The sequence below is a fragment of the Nonomuraea solani genome, from assembly GCF_900108335.1.
Classification (GTDB): Bacteria; Actinomycetota; Actinomycetes; order Streptosporangiales; family Streptosporangiaceae; genus Nonomuraea; species Nonomuraea solani.
In genome coordinates this window covers 81,490-102,399 of sequence record NZ_FNVT01000013.1, presented here as the reverse complement: position 1 = coordinate 102,399, position 20,910 = coordinate 81,490, and the positions used below count along the sequence as shown (strand labels likewise).

18 protein-coding genes and 1 pseudogene are annotated in these 20,910 nt (G+C 69.5%); 13 read left to right on the top strand and 6 right to left on the bottom strand.

Annotated elements, in window-relative coordinates:
- Nucleotides 1-68: 68 nt before the first annotated feature.
- Nucleotides 69-1,457 (top strand): NAD(P)H-quinone dehydrogenase, encoded by a 1,389-nt coding sequence (locus C4V41_RS37285; protein WP_103960708.1) that lies wholly within the window; start codon nt 69-71, stop codon nt 1,455-1,457.
- Here the strand turns inward: C4V41_RS37285 and C4V41_RS37280 are convergent.
- Nucleotides 1,432-2,850: an aminotransferase-like domain-containing protein gene (locus C4V41_RS37280; protein ID WP_103960707.1), complete on the bottom strand. Its 1,419-nt coding sequence runs from the start codon at nt 2,848-2,850 to the stop codon at nt 1,432-1,434. The two genes, C4V41_RS37285 and C4V41_RS37280, sit on opposite strands and share 26 nt — an antisense overlap.
- Here C4V41_RS37280 and C4V41_RS37275 point away from each other — a divergent pair.
- The 7 genes from C4V41_RS37275 to C4V41_RS37245 all read left to right on the top strand — a co-directional run bounded on the left by C4V41_RS37275 (nt 2,849) and on the right by C4V41_RS37245 (nt 12,897).
- Nucleotides 2,849-4,078: an aminotransferase class V-fold PLP-dependent enzyme gene (locus C4V41_RS37275; RefSeq protein ID WP_103960706.1), complete on the top strand. Its 1,230-nt coding sequence runs from the start codon at nt 2,849-2,851 to the stop codon at nt 4,076-4,078. The genes C4V41_RS37280 and C4V41_RS37275 overlap by 2 nt on opposite strands.
- A gap of 93 nt (nt 4,079-4,171) precedes the next feature.
- Complete coding sequence (locus C4V41_RS37270) at nt 4,172-6,469, top strand: TIM-barrel domain-containing protein (RefSeq protein WP_103960705.1); 2,298 nt, start codon at nt 4,172-4,174, stop codon at nt 6,467-6,469.
- 18 nt (nt 6,470-6,487) lie between these two features.
- Nucleotides 6,488-7,792, top strand: coding sequence for an ABC transporter substrate-binding protein (locus tag C4V41_RS37265; protein WP_103960704.1), 1,305 nt, complete (start codon nt 6,488-6,490; stop codon nt 7,790-7,792).
- Entirely contained in the window at nt 7,793-8,656 is an 864-nt protein-coding gene (locus C4V41_RS37260) for a carbohydrate ABC transporter permease (RefSeq protein ID WP_103960703.1), read from the top strand. It abuts the gene before it with no gap.
- Nucleotides 8,653-9,474, top strand: coding sequence for a carbohydrate ABC transporter permease (locus C4V41_RS37255; RefSeq protein ID WP_103960702.1), 822 nt, complete (start codon nt 8,653-8,655; stop codon nt 9,472-9,474). Before C4V41_RS37260 ends, C4V41_RS37255 begins: the two co-directional genes overlap by 4 nt.
- 16 nt (nt 9,475-9,490) lie before the next feature.
- A complete protein-coding gene (locus C4V41_RS37250) occupies nt 9,491-12,370 on the top strand; it encodes a glycoside hydrolase family 3 protein (RefSeq protein WP_103960701.1) in 2,880 nt (959 codons plus the stop codon).
- Nucleotides 12,371-12,429: 59 nt separating this feature from the next.
- The gene (locus C4V41_RS37245) at nt 12,430-12,897 is read left to right on the top strand and encodes a DoxX family protein (protein ID WP_103960700.1); all 468 of its coding nucleotides are present in this window, start codon (nt 12,430-12,432) and stop codon (nt 12,895-12,897) included.
- On the opposite strand, the gene C4V41_RS37240 is transcribed toward C4V41_RS37245, so the two are convergent.
- Both C4V41_RS37240 and C4V41_RS37235 read right to left on the bottom strand, forming a co-directional pair.
- Complete coding sequence (locus C4V41_RS37240) at nt 12,866-13,606, bottom strand: glycoside hydrolase family 16 protein (RefSeq protein WP_103960699.1); 741 nt, start codon at nt 13,604-13,606, stop codon at nt 12,866-12,868. The two genes, C4V41_RS37245 and C4V41_RS37240, sit on opposite strands and share 32 nt — an antisense overlap.
- Complete coding sequence (locus C4V41_RS37235; protein ID WP_103960698.1) at nt 13,603-14,370, bottom strand: SDR family NAD(P)-dependent oxidoreductase; 768 nt, start codon at nt 14,368-14,370, stop codon at nt 13,603-13,605. Before C4V41_RS37235 ends, C4V41_RS37240 begins: the two co-directional genes overlap by 4 nt.
- 184 nt (nt 14,371-14,554) lie before the next feature.
- On the opposite strand from C4V41_RS37235, the gene C4V41_RS37230 reads away from it, so the two are divergent.
- From C4V41_RS37230 to C4V41_RS37220, 3 genes are all read left to right on the top strand, one after another.
- Nucleotides 14,555-17,221: a cellulose binding domain-containing protein gene (locus tag C4V41_RS37230; RefSeq protein ID WP_200824481.1), complete on the top strand. Its 2,667-nt coding sequence runs from the start codon at nt 14,555-14,557 to the stop codon at nt 17,219-17,221.
- A gap of 174 nt (nt 17,222-17,395) precedes the next feature.
- Entirely contained in the window at nt 17,396-17,641 is a 246-nt protein-coding gene (locus C4V41_RS37225) for a hypothetical protein (protein WP_146103934.1), read from the top strand.
- Nucleotides 17,642-17,712: 71 nt separating this feature from the next.
- Nucleotides 17,713-18,270, top strand: coding sequence for an acetamidase/formamidase family protein (locus tag C4V41_RS37220; protein WP_103960695.1), 558 nt, complete (start codon nt 17,713-17,715; stop codon nt 18,268-18,270).
- A 74-nt stretch (nt 18,271-18,344) separates the two neighbouring features.
- Here C4V41_RS37220 and C4V41_RS37215 read toward each other — a convergent pair whose 3' ends face one another.
- Nucleotides 18,345-19,181, bottom strand: coding sequence for a hypothetical protein (locus C4V41_RS37215; RefSeq protein ID WP_103960694.1), 837 nt, complete (start codon nt 19,179-19,181; stop codon nt 18,345-18,347).
- 207 nt (nt 19,182-19,388) lie between these two features.
- Between C4V41_RS37215 and C4V41_RS37210 the strand changes: the two genes are divergently transcribed.
- Together C4V41_RS37210 and C4V41_RS37205 are read left to right on the top strand one after the other, a co-directional pair.
- Complete coding sequence (locus C4V41_RS37210) at nt 19,389-19,811, top strand: hypothetical protein (RefSeq protein ID WP_103960693.1); 423 nt, start codon at nt 19,389-19,391, stop codon at nt 19,809-19,811.
- A 148-nt stretch (nt 19,812-19,959) separates the two neighbouring features.
- Nucleotides 19,960-20,490: a hypothetical protein gene (locus tag C4V41_RS37205; protein WP_103960692.1), complete on the top strand. Its 531-nt coding sequence runs from the start codon at nt 19,960-19,962 to the stop codon at nt 20,488-20,490.
- Nucleotides 20,491-20,520: 30 nt separating this feature from the next.
- Here the strand turns inward: C4V41_RS37205 and C4V41_RS65515 are convergent, their stop codons facing one another.
- Both C4V41_RS65515 and C4V41_RS66215 read right to left on the bottom strand, forming a co-directional pair.
- The gene (locus tag C4V41_RS65515; protein ID WP_407670127.1) at nt 20,521-20,793 is read right to left on the bottom strand and encodes a sulfotransferase; all 273 of its coding nucleotides are present in this window, start codon (nt 20,791-20,793) and stop codon (nt 20,521-20,523) included.
- Nucleotides 20,766-20,873, bottom strand: a pseudogene (locus C4V41_RS66215) (sulfotransferase); the annotation flags it as partial. The gene C4V41_RS65515 and the pseudogene C4V41_RS66215, both read right to left, overlap by 28 nt.
- Nucleotides 20,874-20,910 lie beyond the last annotated feature (37 nt).

The window sequence follows — 20,910 nt, the reverse complement described above, 5'->3', positions numbered from 1 at the left end:
CGGGCGGGAGAAGGTCGTGTCCCGGCCCCGTTGCAGCTTCGTCCACGTCGTGCGGGACAATAGGTGATGTGACGAGGATCGTGATCATCGGTGGCGGACCAGGCGGCTACGAGTCGGCGCTGGTGGCCGCTCAGCTAGGCGCGCAAGTCACGATGGTCGAGCAGGACGGCCCGGGGGGTGCTTGTGTCCTGACCGACTGCGTCCCCTCCAAGACGCTGATCGCGACCTCCGTCCGTAAGCAGGCCCTGCTCGACGCGTCCTCGCTGGGCGTGGCCTTCTCCGGCGGGCCCGACGGCGACGCCGGGGTGGTCGGCGTGGATCTGCCGCTGGTCAACAAACGTGTCAAGGAGCTGGCCCAGGCGCAGTCCGCCGACATCGCGACCCGGGTCGAGGCCGAGGGCGTCGAGATCGTCAGGGCGCGCGGGCGGCTGGTCGACCCGCAGGTCGTGCGGGCGGGCGACCGGACCATCAGGGCCGACGTCGTGCTCGTGGCCACCGGGGCGACGCCGCGCGTGCTGCCGGGGGCCGAGCCCGACGGGGAGCGCATTCTCAACTGGCGCCAGCTCTACGACCTCGAAGAGCTGCCCGAGCACCTGATCGTGGTCGGGTCCGGAGTGACCGGGGCCGAGTTCGCGGGCGCCTACCGTTCGCTCGGCGCCGAGGTCACGCTGGTCTCCAGCCGCGACCGGATGATGCCCAACGAGGACGCCGACGGCGCCGAGGTGCTGGAAGAGGTCTACCGGCGGCGCGGGATGAACGTCATGGGGCGCTCCCGGGCCGCGTCCGTGAAGCGGACCGCCGACGGGGTGGTCGTCACGCTGGAGGACGGGCGCACGGCCGAGGGCTCGCACGCGCTGATGACCGTCGGCATGATCCCCAACACCTCCGGCATCGGCCTGGAGGAGGCCGGGGTGCAGCTCGACCGGGGCGGATTCATCAAGGTCGACAAGGTCTCGCGCACATCGGCGCCGGGCGTCTACGCGGCCGGCGACTGCACCGGCGTGCTGATGCTGGCCTCGGTGGCCGCCATGCAGGGCCGGATCGCGGTATGGCACGCGCTCGGCGAGGCCGTGCAGCCGCTGCGGCTGGCCACGGTGGCCTCCAACATCTTCACCGACCCCGAGATCGCGGCCGTGGGCGTCGCCCAGCGCGCGATCGAGGCGGGCGAGATCGAGGCCAACGTGGTCAAGCTGCCGCTGGCCACCAACGCCCGGGCCAAGATGCAGGGGTTCAACGACGGGTTCGTGAAGCTGTTCTGCCGTCCGCACACCGGCATCGTGCTGGGCGGGGTCGTGGTGGCGCCGCGCGCCTCCGAGCTGATCCTGGCCGTGTCGGTGGCCGTGCAGCAGCGGCTGACGGTCGACCAGCTCGCGCACACGTTCGCGGTCTATCCGTCGCTGTCGGGCTCGATCACCGAGGCCGCCCGGCGGCTCATGCAGCCCGGAGTGTCGATCTGAGGCGGCGCACTCCCTCGCGGAGTTCTGCCACGTTCGCGGCGGCGGCGAAGCTCAGGCGCAGGCAGCCGGCGGCCGGTTCGGCGGGGAAATAGCGGCTGCCCGCGTTGACGAGCACGCCCGCCGCCCTGGCCGCGTCCGCCACGGCCGTGTCCTGGAGCCCGGCCGGCAGCTCCACCCACAGGTGCAGGCCGGACGACGGGCGGCGGGCGAGCCGCCAGCCGGGCAACTCCTCGGCCAGCGCGCCGGCCAGCGCCGCGCAGCGGTCGCGCAGGGCCGTGGACAGCGTCCGCAGGTGGCGGTCCCAGGCCGGTGAGCTGAGCAGTTCCACCGCCGCCTCCTGGAGCGGGCGGGCGGTGAAGAAACCGTCCACGAAACGCAGGTCGCGCAGCCGGCGCAGCACCGGGCCGCGCGCGACCACGGCGCCGATGCGCAGGCTCGGCGAGCTGGGTTTGGTCAGCGTGGCGAGGTGCACCACCGTGCCGTCGCGGTCGCCGGCGATCAGCGGGCGGGGGAGCGGGCGGCCGTGCCCCAGGTGGCGGGCGTAGTCGTCCTCGATCAGGAACGCCCCCGCCGCGCGGGCCACGTCCACGATCTGGCCGCGCCGCTCCGGGGCGAGCACCGTGCCGGTCGGGTTGTGGCAGGACGGCTGGCAGTAGAGCAGGCGGGCTCCGGTCATGGCGAACGCGTCGGCCAGCAGGTCGGGACGGATCCCGTCGCCGTCCATCGGCACCGGGACCGGCCGCAGCCCGGCCGCCCGCGCCGCCGACAGCGCTCCCGGATAGGTCGGCGACTCCACCAGGACGGGCGCGCCCGGCGCGGCGAGCGCACGGAAGAGCAGCGACAGCGCGCCCTGGCCGCCGTCCGTGACGAGCACGTCGTCCGGCCCCAGCGCGCCGGCACCGCCGTCGCTGCCCGCCATCCTGGCGAAGAGGGCGCGCAGCGGCGGCAGCCCCGCCACCGGTGCCCGGTCCCAGGCGTCCGGGCGGCGGGCGGCCCTGGCCAGCGCGGCGGCCAGGGCCTTGCCGGGCTGGAGCGACGGGTGCGGGTAGCCGCCCGCCAGCGAGATCGAGCCGGCAGGGGCCTCCGGAAGGGCGTTCTCCACGGGCGGGGCGGGCCGGCGGGTGTCGGCGAGGGTGACCGCCTGCCAGGAGGTGTCGCCGGGTGCGTCGTCCTCGCGCGCGCGGCGGGGCGCCACGTAGGTGCCGCTGCCCGGGCGGGTCACGACCAGGCCCTCGGCGGCCAGGGCGGCGAAGGCGCGGGCCACGGTCACCGGGCTCACGCCGTGGCGGCGTACGAGGTCGCGGCTGGTGGGCAGGCGGGCGCCCGGTGCCAGCCCAGCGACCTCGGACCGCAGGCTGGTGAGAAGCGTTTCCGCACTGCTACTCTCGTACATGAGAGATCAGAGTAGCGCTTTTATTCCGAGCGCGGAAACGCTTCTCGACGTCGCGGCACTGCGGGCGGACACGCCCGGCTGCGCGTCGGTCGTTCACTTCAACAACGCGGGCGCCGGCCTGCTCGCCCGGCCGGTGCTGCGGACGATGCTCGACCAGCTCGAACTGGAGGCGAACATCGGCGGCTACGAGGCCGCGGCGGCCCGGGAGAAGGAGGTCGCCGGCTTCTACACCGCCATCGCCGAGCTGATCGGCGCCAGACCGGAGAACATCGCGTTCGCCGGCAGCGCCACGCACGCCTACAGCAAGGCGCTGTCGGCCATCCCGTTCGAGCGCGGCGACGTCATCCTCACCACCCGCAACGACTTCATCTCCAACCAGATCGCGTTCATCTCCCTGCGCGACCGGTTCGGCGTCGAGGTGGTGCACGCCCCCGACCATCCCGACGGCACCGGCGTGGACGTCGAGGCCATGGCGGCGCTCATGCGCAAGCTGCGCCCGCGCCTGGTCGCCGTCACGCACGTGCCCACGAACTCCGGGCTCGTCCAGCCGGTGGCCGAGATCGGCGCGCACTGCAGGGAGCAGAGCCTGATCTACCTCGTGGACGCCTGCCAGTCCGTCGGGCAGTACCCGATCGACGTCGAGGCGATCGGCTGCGACCTGCTCACCGCCACCTGCCGCAAGTTCCTGCGCGGCCCGCGCGGCTCGGGCTTCCTGTACGTCTCCGACCGCATCCTGCGCGAGGGCTACGAGCCGCTGTTCATCGACATGTACGGCGCCCGCTGGACCGCGCCGGACCGCTACCGCCCGGTCGAGACGGCGGCCAGGTTCGAGGAGTGGGAGTTCCCGTACGCGACCCTGCTCGGCTCGGCGGCGGCCGCCCGCTACGCGCTGGAGGTCGGCCTGGAGCCGGTCGCGAAGCGCACACCCGCCCTGGGCGCGCTCCTCCGCGACCGCCTGGCCGGCGTCAAGGGCGTCCGCCTGCTCGACCGGGGGCCCGAGCCGGCCGCGCTGGTCACGTTCGCGATCGAGGGCTGGGAGCCGCGGCCGTTCAAGCGGGCCATGGACGACCGGAAGATCAACTCGGCGCTCAGCCTGCGCGAGTTCGCGGTCTTCGACTTCGGCGACAAGGACGTGGAGTGGTGCCTGCGGCTGTCGCCCCACTACTACAACACCGAGGAGGAGGTGGAGGTCGTGGCGGCGGCGGTGGCCGAACTGGCGGCCCGCTGAGCACTCGAAGCGCTTCGAACGTCAATGGTTGACCTTTGTTGGTATGGACACCAAACTAAGTCACGAGTTGGCGCAGCGTTCGAAGGAGCTTCCATGCCCTATCGCCCCCCACTGGTCGCGCACGAGTACTTCGTCGCCGACCCGCCCGAGCTGCCGGTCCGCGCGCCAGGCGAAGAGGGCCTGTCCGCGCTGACCGCCGCCGAGCTGGTGGCGGCCGACGGCGCGGAGGTGATGCTGAAGGCGGTCACCTCGGCGGAGGAGACCCTGGTCGTGCAGATCGGGGTCGCGGGCGAAGGCATCATCCGGGTGCGGCTGTCGGAGGACCCGACCGCCCGGCCGCGCTCGGAGCGGGCCATCTCCCTGGTGACGCCCGGCACGTACTCAGGGGCACGTGCCGTGGCGGAGCCGGGCGAGCCGATCGTGATCGACGCCGGCTCGCTGCGGGCCGAGATCACCCTCTCGCCCTGGCACCTGCGCTTCACCGACGCGAGCGGCGCCACGCTCGCCGAGCAGGACCGGGGGCACACCGACATCAGCGGCCGGCTGCGCACGCTGCCGTTCGGCCGGTCGAGTTCCGGCGGTACGCCCGTGGCCTATCACGAGAGCTTCGCCGCCGCCCCCGACGAGGCGTTCGCCGGGTTCGGGGAGTCGTTCACCCGGCTGGACAAGCGCGGCCAGCGGCCCGTCATGTGGAACTTCGACGCCTTCGGGGCCGAGTCGCAGCGGGCGTACAAGAACGTGCCCCTCTACCTGTCCAGCAAGGGGTACGGGATCCTCGTCGACAGCGGCGCGCCCACCGAGTTCGACGTGTGCCAGTCCACGCACAGCGTGGTGCAGATCCTGGTGCCCGACGACGTCATGGACTACTACGTGCTGGCCGGGCCGACGCCGCCCGAGATCCTGGACCGTTACGACCTGCTGACCTGCCGGCCCGCGTTACCGCCCAAGTGGGCGTTCGGGACCTGGATCTCCTCCGGGTTCTGTGTGGACAGCCAGGAGCGGGTGCTGGCCAGGGCGCGGACGATCAGGGAGCGCGGCATCCCCTGCGACGTGCTGCACCTCGACACCTACTGGCAGAGTGACGGGCACTGGTCGGACCTGCGCTGGGACCCGGTGAACTTCCCCGACCCGGGCGCGATGCTGGCCGAGCTGGACACGATGGGGTTCAAGGTCTGCCTGTGGATGAACCCCTACATCTCCCACCTGAGCCCCGCGTTCCGCGAAGGCACCGATGCCGGATATTTCCTGAAAAATCAGGATGGCGAGGTGTACGTCGCCGACTGCTGGCACGGCTCGTTCCCCGCCTGCGGCATCGTCGACTTCACCGACCCGGCCGCCGCCGCGTGGTTCAAGGACCTGCTGCGCCCGCTGCTGCGCCAGGGCGTGGCCGCGTTCAAGACCGACTTCGCCGAGGGCGTGCCCGCCGACGCGGTGGCCGCCAACGGCATGACCGGCATCGACCTGCACAACGTCTACACCCTGCTGTTCAACGACCTCGTCGCCGCCGTCACCCGCGAGGTCAACGGCCACGACCTGGTGTGGGCGCGGTCGTCGTACCTGGGCGGGCAGCGCCACAGCGCCCAGTGGGGCGGCGACACCTACACCAGCTACGCCGCCATGGGCAGCACGATCAGGGGCGGCCTCGCGCATGGCCTGTCCGGCGTGCCGTTCTGGAGCCACGACGCGGGCGGCTTCACCGGCCGGCCCGCCGACGACCTGTACGTCCGCTGGACCCAGTTCGGCGCCCTGTCCCCGCTGCTGCGCCTGCACGGCACCACCACCCGCGAGCCGTGGGAGTTCCCCGAGGTCGAGGCGGAGGCGGTGAGCGCGCTCAAGCTGCGCTACCGGCTGATGCCCTACCTCTACTCGGCCGCCGTCGAGGCCGCGCGCACCGGCGCGCCGATGATGCGCGCGCTGTGCGTGGACCACCCCGAAGACCCGGTGGCCTGGCAGGCCGACCTGCAGTACCTGCTCGGCCGCGACCTGCTCGTCGCCCCCATGACCACGCCCGAGGGCACCCGGCAGGTGTACCTCCCGAGTGGCCGATGGGTGGACTACTGGACGGGCGAGGTGCTGGAAGGCGCGCGCTACGTCCAGGTCGGCAAGCCGCTCGACCAGATCCCGCTGTTCGTCCGGTACGGCGCGCTCATCCCGGTCCAGGAGCAGAGGGACACGGTGGACGTACCGGCCGAGATCATGCTCGTCGCCTTCGGGGGCGGCGACGGCCCAGAAACCCGCACTGTCGAAATCCACGACGCGGACGGCGTGACGGTCGCCGTCGCCACCAGGGACGGCGACGAGCTGCGCGTCGCCGTCACCGGCCCGAAGCGCGTCACCGGGGTCGAGATCGCCCCGGTGGCCGGAGCTCCCGCAAGGGCCGTCATCTCGTAACACCCCCATGGAGGGATCATGGTCAAGTCAAGAGCCGTCGCGGTGCTGGCCGCCGCCGCGCTCGCCCTTTCCGCCTGCGGCTCGGGAGGTTCGGAAAGCCCCAGCCCAAGCGGCACCGCACCACGCGTACTGAAGCTCTGGCACTACGAGTCGGCCGACAGCGCCATGGGCAAGGCGTGGGCCGAGGCGATCAAGAAGTTCCAGGCGTCGCACCCGAACGTGACCGTCAAGTTCGAGGAGAAGAGTTTCGAGCAGATCCAGAAGACGGCCAGCATGGTGCTCAACTCCGACGAGGCGCCCGACCTCATGGAGTACAACAAGGGCAACGCCACGGCCGGGCTGCTGTCCAAGCAGGGCCTGCTCACGGACATGAGCGAGGAGGTCACCAAGCGGGGCTGGGACAAGCTGCTGCCGGGCGGCCTGCAGACCACGGCCAAATATGACGACCGGGGCCTGATGGGCAGCGGGAAGTGGTTCGGCGTGCCGAACTACGGCGAGTTCGTGATGGTCTACTACAACAAGGACCTGTTCGCCAAGCACAAGGTCGAGGTCCCGACGACGTTCGAGCAGTTCACGGCCGCGATGGACACGTTCGTCAAGGCCGGGGTGACCCCCATCTCCAACGCCGGCGCCGAATACCCGGCGCAGCAGATCTTCTACCAGCTCGCGCTGACCAAGGCGCAGAAGCCGTGGCTGGACGCCTTCCAGTCCTACAAGGGCAAGGTCGACTTCCACGGCCCCGAGTTCACCTACGGCGCCGACACGTTCGCCGACTGGGTGAAGAAGGGCTACATCGACAAGAAGTCGAGCGGGCTCAAGGCCGAGGACATGGGCGTGGCGTTCATGAAGGGCGAGTTCCCCATCGTGATCAGTGGAAGCTGGTGGTACGGCCGCTTCGCCTCCGAGATCAAGAACTTCGAGTGGGGCCACTTCCTGTTCCCCGGCGCCACCATGTCGCCCGGTTCGAGCGGGAACATCTGGGTCGTCCCCGAGAAGTCGGAGAACAAGGACCTGGCCTACGACTTCATCGACATCACGATGAGCAAGGACGTCCAGAACCTGCTCGCCAACTCCGGCGGCGTCCCCGTGGCCGCCGACCCGGCCGCGATCACCGACGCGAAGAGCAAGGAGCTCATCGAGACCTTCAACAAGCTGACCACTGCCGACGGCCTGGCCTTCTACCCCGACTGGCCGGCGCCGGGCTACTACGACGTGCTGGTGGCCGGGATCCAGAACCTCATCAACGGCAGCAAGACCTCCGCCCAGGTGCTGGACGAGATCGCGGGGCCGTACGAGGACAACCTCGCCGACATTGGCAACTGAATGAGAGTGCGCACGAGGGGATACTGGCTCTACCTGGTCCCCAGTCTGCTGTTGTTCCTGGCCGTCATCGTCGTGCCGTTCCTGATGAATGTGGGCGCGAGCTTCACCCGCTGGTCCGGGGTGGGCACGCCGCGCTGGATCGGGCTCGACAACTACACCAGGCTGCTGGCGGACGAGCGGTTCTGGCAGTCGTTCCAGCACAACGTGGGCCTGATCGTGGCCATGGCCATCGTGCCGACCGCGATCGGCCTCGTGCTGGCGGCCGCCCTGTTCGACTACATCGGCAAGCGGTTCGGTACGCGCACGGCGTCCGCGCTGCGGGCGATGTACTACCTGCCGCAGGTGCTGCCGGTGGCGGTGGCCGGCGTGGTGTGGGGCTGGATGCTGCACCCGTCGTACGGCGCCGTCAACCAGATCTTCGGGCTGGACCTCGACTGGCTCGGCGACCCCGACCTGGCGCTGGCCACGGTCATGGCGGTCATGGTCTGGTTCCAGCTCGGCTACCCGGTCGTGATCTTCATGGCCGGGCTGCAGCGGGTGGACCCTTCCTACTACGAGGCCGCCGAGATCGACGGGGCCTCGTGGTGGCGCAAGTTCTGGCACATCACGATCCCGCAGATCCGGCCGGAGATCTTCGTGGTGCTGCTGACGTGCACGATCGCCGCGCTGAAGGTGTTCGGGCCGATCTTCGTGCTGACCCGCGGAGGGCCCGGCAACGCGACGATGGTGCCGTCGTACTTCTCGTACCTGAACTTCTTCCAGAAGAGCAACGTCGGGTACGGCTCCGCGATCGCCACGGTGCTGGCCCTGATCATCATCGTGGTGACGTTCCTGTTCCTGCGCGTTCAGGAGCGTGAGCAATGAGGGGCCCCGGACGCTGGGCGGTGCTGTTCGCACTGGTCGTGCTGGCGGTCGTGATGATCTTCCCGTTCGCGATCGTGACGATCAACGCGGTCAAGTCGCCGGCCGACTACAGCTCGAACGGGCCGCTGAGCCTGCCCGACGGGCTCTACTTCCAGGGGATCGTCGACTTCTGGAACCGGGTGGAGTTCGGCACCAAGCTCTGGAACAGCTTCGTCATCAGCGCCTCCGTGGCGGTGCTGGCGGTCGTGCTGTCCGTGCTCAACGCGTACGCGCTGGGCATCGGCAGGGTGAAGGGCCGGCTGTGGATCCTGGTGCTGTTCCTGGTGGCCAACACGCTGCCGCAGGAGGCGCTGGTCTATCCGCTCTACTACCTGGCCAAGGCCGTCGATCTGTACGACACCCAGCTCGCCGTGATCATCGTCATGACGGCGATCCAGGCGGCGTTCGGCACGTATCTGCTGAGCGCGGTCCTGGGCCAGTTCCCGAAGGAGATCCTGGAGGCGGCGGCCATCGACGGCGCCGGGCGGCTGCGCTCGCTGCTGCGGATCGTGGTGCCGATCAGCCGGCCCACGATCAACGTGCTGCTGATCTTCTTCTTCATCTGGACCTGGAACGAGTTCTTCCTACCGCTGATCTTCCTGATCTCGAACGACACCCAGACGGTGCCCGTCGCGCTCGGCGTTTTGCAGGGAGAGAGGTACATGGACGCCACCATGTCCAGCGCCTCGGCCCTGCTCGGCCTCCTGCCGGCGGTCGCCTTCTTCCTGATCTTCCAGCGCACGCTGACCCGAGGTGTGACGGTCGGCGCCATCAAGTGATGGAGAACCCCCCAAGATGCGAAAAATCCCGTTACTAGCGGCTCTTGCCCTCACGGCGTCGCTGCTCGCCGTCCCGCCCGCGCACGCGGCCGACTACCCCTTCCAGAATCCCGCCCTGCCGCTGGACCAGCGGGTCGGCGACCTGCTCGGCCGGCTCACCCTCGACGAGAAGCTGAGCCTGCTGCACCAGTCGCAGCCCGCCATCCCCAGGCTCGGCATCGCCTACCACAAGAACGGCACCGAGGCCCTGCACGGCGTCGGCTGGTCCAACCATCTCAACGACAACTGGAACCAGAAGTTCGCGAGCGGCACCGTGTTCCCGCAGGCGGTGGGCCTGGCCAGCACCTGGGACCCCGCCCTGATCAAGAAGGTGGGCTCGGCCGTCGGCGACGAGACGCGCGGCTACAACGCCGTCGATCCCGTCCTGTGGGGGCTGCAGGTGTGGGCCCCCGTGGTCGACCTGCTGCGTGATCCGCGGGCGGGCCGCAACGAGGAGGGCTACGCCGAGGACCCGCTGCTGACCGGGGCCATCTCGACGGCGTACGGCAAGGGGCTGCAGGGGGACGACCCCTTCTACCTGAAGACCGCGCCCGTGCTGAAGCACTACCTGGCCTACAACAACGAGAACAACCGCAGCCTGAGCTCCTCCAACCTGACGCCGAAGCTCAAGCACGAGTACTACGAGCCGGCGTTCAAGGCGGCGATCTCGGCCGACGCCGCGACCGGGGTGATGGCGTCGTACAACCTGGTCAACGGGCGGCCCAACCACGTCAACCCCGACCTGGACAACGTGGTCAGGTCGTGGACCGACAAGACGCTCTACAACCCCAGCGACGCCTGGGGGCCGCACGCGCTGACCGACCTGGAGAAGTACTACGACAACAAGCCCGAGGCGTTCGCGGCCGTGCTCAAGGCGGGGCTCGACAGCTTCACGATCGACGGCAGCGACATCGGGCCGATGGTCACGAACCTCAAGGCCGCGCTCGACCAGGGCCGCATCACCGTGGCCGACGTGGACAAGTCGGTACGCAGCGTGCTGTCGATCCGGACCCGGCTCGGGCACTTCGACCCCGACGGCGGGCCGTACAAGAAGATCACCGCGGACGTGATCAACAGCGCGGCCAACAAGGCGCTCAACCGGGAGACCGCCGGCAAGGCGGCCGTGCTGCTGAAGAACTCCGGCGTGCTGCCGCTGGCCAAGCCGAAGTCGGCGGCCGTGGTGGGGCCGCTGTCCGGGAAGCTCTACCGGGACTGGTACTCGGGGCAGCTTCCGTACCAGGTGACGCCGCTCGACGGGATCAAGGAGCGGGTCGGCGACGTCGCCACCGGCGAGGGGCTGGAGCGCGTCGCGCTCAAGCACGTCGACTCCGGCAAGTACATCACCGCCACCGGCACCGGGCCCGACAACAACGCCGGGCTGATCGACACCGCGCCCGGCGCGGCCTCGCAGTGGGACCTGACCGACTGGACCGGCGGCGTGTCCACGTTGCGCAACGCGGGCAACGGGCGGCTGCTCGGCGGTGACTGGCGCTCGCTCGACACCGACGACGCCGAGCCCGACGGCTGGTACGTCTCCCAGCAGTTCACGCTGGAAAAGCAGTCCGACGGCACCCACCTGATCAAATACGCCGGCTACGAGACGGTCGAGAGCTGGTTCGCCCTGCCCGACGCGTACGTGGGCGTCACCGCGGAAGGCGCGCTCGGCCTGGTCCCCAAGGCCCAGGCGGCGAAGTTCGCCAAGGAGATCGTCTCCGACGGCGTGGCCGCGGCCGCCGCGCAGGCCGCCAAGGCCGAGGTCGCGGTCGTGGTGGTGGGCAGCCACCCGTTCGTGGCCGGGCGTGAGTTCCACGACCGCGACAACCTGCGGCTTGGTGAGGGCCAGCGGCGGCTGATCGAGGCCGTGCGCAAGGCCAACCCCCGCACGGTGGTCGTCCTGGAGACCAGCTACCCGGTCGTCGTGGACGCGCCGACGCTGCTGTGGACCACGCACGCCGGCGCGGAGACCGGCCACGCCATCGCCGACGTGCTGTTCGGCCAGGTCAACCCGGCCGGGCGGCTCACCCAGACCTGGCCGGCGAACGAACCGTCGCCGAGCATCTTCGACTACGACCTGGCCAAGACCGGGATGACGTACCTGTACGGGAAGTCCAAGCCGCTCTACGCGTTCGGGCACGGGCTGAGTTACACCTCGTTCGCGTACCAGGGGCTGAGCGTGCAGGGCGAGAGGGTGAGCGTCAAGGTCACCAACACCGGGCGGGCCAAGGGCGACGAGGTGGTCCAGCTCTACACCCACCAGCGCGACTCCCGCTTCAAGCAGCCGGTCAAGCAGTTGCGCGGGTTCCAGCGGGTGACGCTGAACCCGGGCGAGACGCGTACCGTCACCTTCGCCATGAAGAAGTCCGACCTGGCCGTCTGGGACTACACCCGCAACAAGTGGGCGGTCGAGACCGCCACCCACGACGTCCTCGTCGGCTCGGCCTCCGACCGGATCCGTGTCTCGACGACTCTGCAGGTGACCGGCGAGACCATCCCCGTGCGCGACCTGACCAGGACGACGCGGGCGATGGACTTCGACGACTACTCGGGCGTCGCGTTCGCGGACGAGACCAAGGCCGGCGGCGAGGTCGTGGAGGGTTCGGCGGGCGACTGGATCTCCTTCACCGGCGCCGTCCACGGCTCGCGGTTCACCGCCTCGGTGGCGTCCGTGAGCGGCGGCTCCATCGAGCTGCGCTCCGGCTCGCCGACGGGCACGCTGCTCGCGATCGCGCAGGTCCCGGCCACCGGCGGCATCTACCAGTACGGCACCACGAGCGCCACCGCGACGGCGGGCAAGGGGAGCCTGTACCTGGTGTTCAAGGGCGACCTGCGGATCAAGGACTTCTCCTTGGCACGTTGACGCCCAATGGATAGTCGTGCTATCTAATACTGGATAGCACGACTATCCATGGAGTTCTGATGACACTGATCGTTCTGATCGTGGCCACGCTGGTCTTCCGGTCGCTGGGCCTGCTGGGAGCGGCTCGGTTCGGCACCTGGCGGGTCAGCGCGGCCCATGGGCTGGCCGTCATGCTGGTCATGACGGCCAGCGCCCATTTCGTCCCGGACGGCGGGACCGTCATGCCCGACCACGCCGACATGGTGGCCATGGTGCCGCCGTTCGTGCCGTTGCCCGCCTTCATGGTCTACCTGACCGGCGTGCTGGAGCTGGCCGGGGCCGTGGGCCTCGTGCTCTCGCGTACGCGCCGGGCCGCCGGGATCTGCCTGGCGCTGCTGTTCGTGCTCATGCTGCCGGCCAACGTCCACGCCGCCCTGGCGGGGCTGGAGCTGAGCAGCCCGCTGTGGCAGCGCGTCCCCGAGCAGGTCCTCTACATCGCGGTCGCCCTCTGGGTGGCTAGCGATAGCCGCGTACGTAGTCCACGGTGAACTCCTTCGGGTACGGACCGTGCGGCTCGAACTCGTAGATGTCGAGCATGAGCTGCATCGGATAGTCCGGCGCCTGGTGGACGGTCCTGACGTGCTCGCCGTCCACGAAGAAGGAGACCTGGCCGGGGGACCAGTCGGCCGCGTACACGTGGAACTCGCGGGCGTCGATGGGCAGCGTCTCCACCGTGAAATCGTCGGTGACCCGCGGGTCGCCGAACGGGTGCACGCCCATGCCGACCCGTGCGGAGTCCTCGCCCACGTCGCGGCCGAAGATCTCGGCGACGCAGATCTCGGCCGACCGCTCCGGGGAGTCCTCGAAACCGATCATCCACAGGGCGACCATGCTGTGCGGGTCGTCGGTCGCCCTGGCCCGCATCTCGATCAGGCCGTAGTGGGGGGTGTAGAGCCTGACCGGCCGCTGGGGGCTCCGGACCACGGCGTCGGAGCCGCGCCCGTGCTGCCCGATCGAGCTGCCGGCCGGGCCCGAGAAGACGCCCGTCTGCAGCGAGGACACCCGCAGGCCGCCCTCCAGCTCCGGTGACCACCGAGGCTGGTCCTCCTCGATCCGCAGCCGCAGCAGGCCGCCGCCGACCTGGTGGCGGGCGGCCGAGCGGCCGGGGGTGGTCCACTGTGGCAGGTAGTGGGCGATCCACTTCGTCTCGTCGATGTGGTCACCGTCGAAGGTGTCCTCGAACTCCAGCTCCCTCATCGGACCGTCCAGCCGCCGTCGATCACCAGGGTGTGCCCCGTGACCAGGGAAGCCGCCGGTGAGGCCAGGAAGAGCACGGCGCCCGCCACGTCCATGGGCTCGCCGATGCGGTGCAGCGCCGCGATCCGTTCGATGACGTCGGCCTCGAACGCCGGATCCGACAGCGCCGGTTCGGTGCCCGGGGTGCGGATGAAGGTGGGGGCCACGTTGTTCACGGTGATGCCGTGCGGCCCCCACTCGATGGCGAGGCAGCGGGTGAGGTGGGCGATCGCCGCCTTGGTCATGCAGTAGACGGACTCGCCGGGCAGGGCCACCTCGCCCGCCTGCGAGCCCACGTTGACGATCCGGCCGTGCCCCTGGGCGATCATGATCCGGCCGACGGCCTGGCTGGTCAGGAACGTGCCCTTGAGGTTGACCTGGAGCGTACGGTCGAAGTCCGCCTCGGTGACGTCCTCGGCCGGGTTGCCGGGCGCGATGCCGGCGTTGTTGACGAGCAGGTCGATCCGGCCGAACCGGTCCATCGTGGCCTGGACCGCGGCGGCGATCTGGCCGGGCTCGGCCACGTCCATCTGCAGGGGCAGCGCGGCCCGCCCCAGCCGCCCGATCTCCTCGCCCAGCCCGCCGTCCTCATTGATGTCCCGCAGGCCCAGTGCGACGTCGGCGCCGGCGTGGGCCAGCGCCAGTGAGATGGCCCGGCCGAGCCCCCGTGCCGCCCCCGTGACCAGGGCGATCTTTCCGTCCACCCGGAACGCCGGATACTCCATGGTCTCCCCTTAATTCGTTGTGCGTCCAAACTATTGACCACCGATGCGCGCGTGTGTGAGCCTTCTGGTAGAGCTCATGCGCGAAGGCGCGGCGACGGTCAGGGTCCTGCATTCTGCTCGTGCATGGCGGTCATCTGACGCCTTTGGAGCGCCTGCCGGCGCACCTGGAAAGGAAGAGCCGCGCATGCGAAGAAGATTATTCGTCATGCTCACGACCGCCGCCGTACTGCTCGTGGCGGCGATCGTGCGGATGTCGCCGGTCTCGGCGGTGGCCTCGGATCCGTACGCGTACAAGAACGTCAGGATCGACGGCGGCGGATTCGTCCCCGGCATCATCTTCAACCCGACGGAGCGCAACCTCATCTACGCCCGCACCGACATCGGCGGCGCGTACCGGTGGAACCAGTCCAGCAAGTCCTGGACTCCCTTGCTCGACTGGGTCGGCTGGGACAAATGGGGCTACAACGGTGTGATCAGCATGGCCACCGACCCCGTACAGACCAACCGGGTGTACGCCGCCGTCGGCATGTACACCAATAGCTGGGACCCCAACAACGGCGCCATCCTGCGCTCGACGGACAAGGGCGACACCTGGCAGGTCACGGCCCTGCCGTTCAAGCTGGGCGGCAACATGCCAGGGCGCGGCATGGGCGAGGCGCTGTCCGTCGACCCCAACGACAACCGCGTCCTCTACTTCGGCACCCCCAACGGCAACGGCCTGTGGCGCAGCACCGACTACGGCGCCACCTGGGCGAAGGTGACGAACTTCCCCAACGCCGGCAACTACGCCCAGGACCCGAGCGACCCCAACGGCTACCTGAGCCACCGCCCCGGCGTGGTGTGGGTGACCTACGACAAGCGCTCGTCCACCGCGGGCACCGCCACCAAGACCATCTACGTGGGCGTCGCCGACAAGGACAACACCGTCTACCGCACCACCGACGGGGGCGCCACTTGGTCGCGGCTGGCCGGGCAGCCCACCGGGTACATCGCGCACAAGGGCGTCCTGGACACCGTCAACGGCAACCTGTTCATCGCCACCAGCGACACCGGCGGTCCGTACGACGGCGCGAAGGGCGACGTCTGGCGCTACGCCACCGCGACCGGCACTTGGACCCAGGTCAGCCCCATCCCGTCGTCCAGCGCCGACGACTACTTCGGCTACAGCGGCCTGACCCTCGACAGGCAGAAGCCCGGCACGCTCATGGTGGCCACGCAGATCTCGTGGTGGCCGGACGTCATCTTCTTCCGCTCCACCGACTCCGGCGCCACGTGGACCCGGGTGTGGGACTGGACGTCGTACCCGAACCGCAGCTTCCGCTACACCATGAACATCACCGAGAACCCCTGGCTGACCTTCGGCACCAATCCGCAGCCGCCCGAGGTCACCCCCAAGCTGGGCTGGATGACGGAGTCGATGGAGATCGACCCGTTCGACTCCAACCGCATGATGTACGGCACCGGCGCCACGATCTACGGCACCGAGAACCTCGCGCAATGGGACTCTGGCGGCCAGTTCACGATCAGGCCCATGGCCAAGGGCCTGGAGGAGACCGCCGTCCTCGACCTGATCAGCCCGCCCACCGGCGCGCCCCTGGTCAGCGGCCTTGGCGACATCGCCGGCTTCCGCCACACCAACCTGGACGCGGTGCCGCCGATGATGTTCACGTCCCCGGCCTTCACCTCCACCACCAGCCTCGACTACGCCGAGAAGTCCCCCTCGATCATGGTCAGGGCGGGCAACTTCACCGACGCCGACCGCCCCAACGACAGCCACGTGGCCTTCTCCACCGACGGCGGCGCGAACTGGTTCCAGGGCACGGAGCCGGGCGGCGTCAACGAGGGCGGCACGGTCGCGGCGGCGGCCGATGGCTCCCGCTTCGTCTGGGCCCCCAAGGGCGTGACCCCCGTCTACTCGGTCGGGTACGGCAACTCCTGGCAGACCGCCTCCGGCCTGCCCACTGGCGCGACCGTCGAGTCGGACCGGGTCAACCCGATGAAGTTCTACGGCCTCAGCGGCGGCCGCCTGTACGTCAGCACGAACGGCGGCGCCACCTTCACCGCCACCGCCGCCACGGGCCTGCCCGCGACCGCCACCAAGGTCAAGGCCGTGCCCGGCATCGAAGGCGATCTCTGGCTGGCCGGCGAGGGCGGGCTGTGGCGCTCCACGAACAGCGGCGCGGCCTTCACGAAGGTCTCCGGGATCACGAATTCCGTGAACGTCGGCTTCGGCAAGGCGGCGCCCGGCGGGACGTACATGGCCGTCTACGCGGTAGCCACGATCGACGGCGTCACCGGCCTGTACCGCTCCGACACCGGCGGTGCGGCCTGGGTGCGCATCAACGACGACAAACACCAGTGGGGCAACATGGGCGAGGCGCTCACGGGCGACCCGCGCGTGTACGGCCGCGTCTACCTGGGCACGAACGGCCGCGGCATCATCTACGGCGACCGCACCGGCCCACCCGTCACCGTCACCCCGACACCCACGGTCACCCCGACCGTGACCCCCACTGTGACCCCCACCGTCACCCCGACCCCTGGTACGGGTTGCACCGCCACCTACCAGCCCGGCAACTCGTGGCCCGGCGGCTTCCAGGCCAACGTCACGGTCAGGAACAACGGCGCCTCGTCGATCACCGGCTGGCGGGTGGCGTGGACCTGGCCCGGTGACCAGAAGATCACCACCCTCTGGGGCGGCACCCAGACCCAGACCGGCACCAGCGTGACGGTCACCAACGCCGCCTACAACGGCAACGTGGCGGGCGGGGCGACGACGTCGTTCGGCTTCAACGGCAGCTACACCGGCACCAACACCCCACCGGCCACCCTCACCTGCACTCCCGTCTAGAAGCTCACTCCGAGGGCGCCTTTCGCCGGGCGCCCTCGGAACCTCACCGATCGCCAGGTTCGTTGTACGGGCGTGGGAAGACAAAAGCGCAAGCGAAAAAGCCCCATACCCACGCCCCCTGAGCCCCGCCGGCGCTTGTGGACGAACCCCTGGATCAGATGGGGCCTGCCGGCGGTGGTCGCGCTGGTCGTGCTGCAACTGGGCTACTTCCACCTGGTCGCCGGGGAATTCGGCGGAACGAGCGTCATCGGCGTCCTGGTCACCGCCGCTCTGAGCTACGCGGGCATGTGCTTCATGATCATGGAGACGCACGCCGATGGCGTCCAGGACGCGGAAGGGTCTCCGTACAAGGTGGTGGGCATCGTGTCGGCGGTCGGGGCGGCGGAGATCGCACTCGCCCAGATCCTCTTCCTGCACTGACCGAAGGCGTCCTCAGAAGAGAGCTTCCGGTGAAGAAGGAGGCGGCTCTCGGTTGAGATGGTGCCGGCGCGGTGCCCGGCTCGGCCGGGGCGACAGGGTTGCGCACGATTCCGCCCAGGGAGCAGGCGGGCAACGTGGACATCAAGCAGCTCGGCGCTGGCACGCGGTTGTACCTGCCGGTGGACACGCCGGGGGCACTGTTCTCGGCCGGGGACGCGCACTTCGCGCAGGGCGACTGCGAGGCGTGCGGCACCGCGATCGAGATGAACGCGACGCTGCGGGTACGGTTCACCGTGCACCCGGGGGAGGCGGCGGCCAAGGGCATCAGGGGGCCGCGGTTCGCCCGCTCCGACTACTGGGTGGCGGCCCCCTTCGCGGCGCCGCGGCGGTTCTACGCCACGACGGGGATGTCGGTGAGCAGGGACGGCGAGGTGGTGGCCGAGGACGCGACGCTGGCGGCGCGTAACGCGCTGCTGGAGATGATCGATCACCTGGGGGAGCGGGGGTGGGGTGCGCAGCAGGCGTACGCGATTTGCAGCGTCGCCGTCGACCTCAAGGTCAGTCAGCTCGTGGACGTGCCCAGCTTCCTGGTGTCGGCGTTCCTGCCGGAGGACATCTTCACCGGGTGACGTCGAGGCGGTCCGCCGTGACCGGGACGACGGTACCCGCATGGTGAAGCTCCGCTGACAAGCGCGACAGGGGCCTATTCGGGGGCGTCGATGAGCTCGTCGTGGGTCGCCACCTGATCGGCTGCGGGCGGTTCGATGTCGGTCGCGCGGCCCCACCGCGACAGACGGACATCGTCGACGAATTGCATGGGCTCCAAGTCGTCTTTCCCCGGCCAGCCGGGCAACAAGGAGGAACTCTGGCATCGGCGGACGAGCTGGTCCTTCCCTATCCACAGCTTCCAGTTGATGCGGACCTGGGCGTATGTGCCTGTGGGCCTGCTATTGAGGACGCGGAGGTCGGGATCCGCCTTGGCGACCTCGCCCAGCGTGATGATCCCCTCGTGCAGGGTGGTGCGGGTGCCGTCGTACACGCCGGCCGGGCGCTTGGCCTTGGTGCCGGCGAGCAGGGCTTTGAGCGTCGCGGGGTGGCTCAGCCGCATATCGCCACAGGTCAGGGCAAGGGGCCACTTCTCCTTGGTGACCCCCCAGCTCTTGCCTTCCGGCAGACGCTTGCCCCAGAAGGAGGACTGCTCGTAGTACCGGTCCGGGAAGATGATGAAACGCTCGGGGTCCTTGCCATCCTTGGGTTCGAGGAACTCGCTCGCGATGACCTCACCGCGCGCCAGTTCATGGACCCCTGACCGCCGAAAGGTCCGCGGCTCTCCATCCCAGGACTTGAAGACCGTGACGTTCGAGAACGTCACGGCGTTGCCGCTCGCGAGCTGGCGGCGCAGCGCGGCGACGGGGTCGAGGCGAGTCTCGGCAACGGCCGACGGCGGGACGACCAGGGCAACGGACGTGATCGTCAGGGCGAGCGCCCAAAGCCTCATGCGGTCGTCTTCCTCGAAACGGGGCCAGGCCGGGGCGATCATCGCAGCCTGAGATCTCGTTCCGGCATCGCCGCTTCACGCCGCTGTCCGCAGGTCCGAACCCATGCTCAACGGTACGGAACCAGAACGGAAGAAGAACGGAAGAGCGGCCGCATAACATCCACTCCTCCGTCGGACGAGCGGCGGGAGCCGGCCCAACTCGCGGACGGCGGGAACGCCGCTGTCATCCGTATCCAAAGAAAGAATCCCATGCATTTATCGCGCGCTGCCTGGCTCTTCGCCTTGGCGATCCTGTGCGCCGGCCTCAGCGCCTGCGGTGGCTCCGGGGCCGACGCCGTCCGGACCGCCACGACCGACGCCGTCCGGACCGCCACGACCGGCGCCGGCCAGGACTCCAGCCCCACCGTCGCGGCCGGCGAAAAGAAGACCCCCCGGCCAAGCCCTCGCGGAGGCGTCACCAAGGCCGCCCTGCTGAAGAAGCTGATGAGCGAGCCGGATGCCAAGGACCTGCCTGAGTCCGTCCTTTCCTGCGTGGCGGAAGTCTCGTTGAAGTACGGCAACGCGAATGACCTCAAACGCTATGTCGAGGGTTCGCTCGCGTCAGAAAAGGTCAGGGACCTCACTCCGTCGAACAAGCCCTATTGGACAGCATCGGAAAAGTGCGTGCGGTAATCCACGAACCGACTCGCTGAAGAGGTGACGGCGGCCCGCTGCGCTCAACGGTACGAAACCGGAGCGGAAGAAGACCGGCCGCATCCTCATCCCGGCCCAAGGCGATTTCAGCCCGGCATCCCCAACGATTCAGAGGAGAGACTCCCGAATGTCCACGTACGACCAGCATGCTCCCACCCGCTTAGACTCCTCGCGCCGGCGCGACACGAACCAAGGACGGCCGGCCACGCTGACGGGAGCGGCGATCGCGGCCATGGGCGCCGCCGTCCTCAACGTGGTGAGCGCCGCGGGGATCCTCATCTCCGGGATGGACGCGGTCAAAAGCCAGATCGCCGCGAACCAGAACTCCGGCGACGAACCGGTGACTCCGGACATGATCGACCCCCTGTCCGAGCGCGCCCAGAGCCTGTACGCCATCTACTCAGGATTGGCCTACAGCACCATTTTCTGGTCACTCGTCCTTGCGCTGCTCGCCGGGCTCGCGCTTCGCGGCGGCCGGGTCACCAGGTTCTTCGCCACGGTGATTCTCGCCATCTCCCTGCTGCTGAAAGTGGCCGACCTGTTCATCGCCATGCCCACGCTCTCGCTGATCTTCGACGGACCGGTCGCGATTCTGGCGCTGACCGCGATCGTGCTCTTCTTCCTGCCCGCCAGCAATGGCTACCGCCACACCAGGTAGGACGATCGCCCACCGCGTGCATGGGGTGCGTCATCGGCGGTCGAGGTCACCGATCCGGGCCCGCATGTCGGCCGTGGTGTTCTCGTGAGGGAACGGCTCGTCGGGAACCGGGAGGTCGAGTGCGGCGCACAAGGGCTCCCAGCCGTCGGCGGGCTGCCATTCCAGCAACCGGTGCGCCGGCACGGTGGCGCGGACCTGCTCGGGTTGGCAGTGGCGACCAACGGCCCCCGCCCTCCGGCGGGGTCTCCGCTCATCAGGTGGCGCGCCCCCACCAGCACCGTACGGTCCATGCTCTGGTACCAGCGCTCGGAGCTTTCCCGCCGCGACGGCAGCACCAGCGCGTCCGGGTGCGCGGCGGACAGTTCCCGCCAGAACCACGACACCGGCCCAGTCCACCCCGGCCGCGTATCCCGCGAGGAG

What these genes read in the sequence shown, in the direction of transcription:
- C4V41_RS37205 (WP_103960692.1), top strand. Translation starts at nt 19,960, where the DNA reads ATGTCCACGTACGACCAGCATGCTCCCACCCGCTTAGACTCCTCGCGC.
- C4V41_RS37270 (WP_103960705.1), top strand. Translation starts at nt 4,172, where the DNA reads ATGCCCTATCGCCCCCCACTGGTCGCGCACGAGTACTTCGTCGCCGAC.
- C4V41_RS37260 (WP_103960703.1), top strand. Translation starts at nt 7,793, where the DNA reads ATGAGAGTGCGCACGAGGGGATACTGGCTCTACCTGGTCCCCAGTCTG.
- C4V41_RS37215 (WP_103960694.1), bottom strand. Translation starts at nt 19,181, where the DNA reads ATGATCGCCCCGGCCTGGCCCCGTTTCGAGGAAGACGACCGCATGAGG.
- C4V41_RS37245 (WP_103960700.1), top strand. Translation starts at nt 12,430, where the DNA reads ATGACACTGATCGTTCTGATCGTGGCCACGCTGGTCTTCCGGTCGCTG.
- C4V41_RS37265 (WP_103960704.1), top strand. Translation starts at nt 6,488, where the DNA reads ATGGTCAAGTCAAGAGCCGTCGCGGTGCTGGCCGCCGCCGCGCTCGCC.
- C4V41_RS37275 (WP_103960706.1), top strand. Translation starts at nt 2,849, where the DNA reads ATGAGAGATCAGAGTAGCGCTTTTATTCCGAGCGCGGAAACGCTTCTC.
- C4V41_RS37210 (WP_103960693.1), top strand. Translation starts at nt 19,389, where the DNA reads ATGCATTTATCGCGCGCTGCCTGGCTCTTCGCCTTGGCGATCCTGTGC.
- C4V41_RS37240 (WP_103960699.1), bottom strand. Translation starts at nt 13,606, where the DNA reads ATGAGGGAGCTGGAGTTCGAGGACACCTTCGACGGTGACCACATCGAC.
- C4V41_RS37280 (WP_103960707.1), bottom strand. Translation starts at nt 2,850, where the DNA reads ATGTACGAGAGTAGCAGTGCGGAAACGCTTCTCACCAGCCTGCGGTCC.
- C4V41_RS37250 (WP_103960701.1), top strand. Translation starts at nt 9,491, where the DNA reads ATGCGAAAAATCCCGTTACTAGCGGCTCTTGCCCTCACGGCGTCGCTG.
- C4V41_RS37230 (WP_200824481.1), top strand. Translation starts at nt 14,555, where the DNA reads ATGCGAAGAAGATTATTCGTCATGCTCACGACCGCCGCCGTACTGCTC.
- C4V41_RS37255 (WP_103960702.1), top strand. Translation starts at nt 8,653, where the DNA reads ATGAGGGGCCCCGGACGCTGGGCGGTGCTGTTCGCACTGGTCGTGCTG.
- C4V41_RS37235 (WP_103960698.1), bottom strand. Translation starts at nt 14,370, where the DNA reads ATGGAGTATCCGGCGTTCCGGGTGGACGGAAAGATCGCCCTGGTCACG.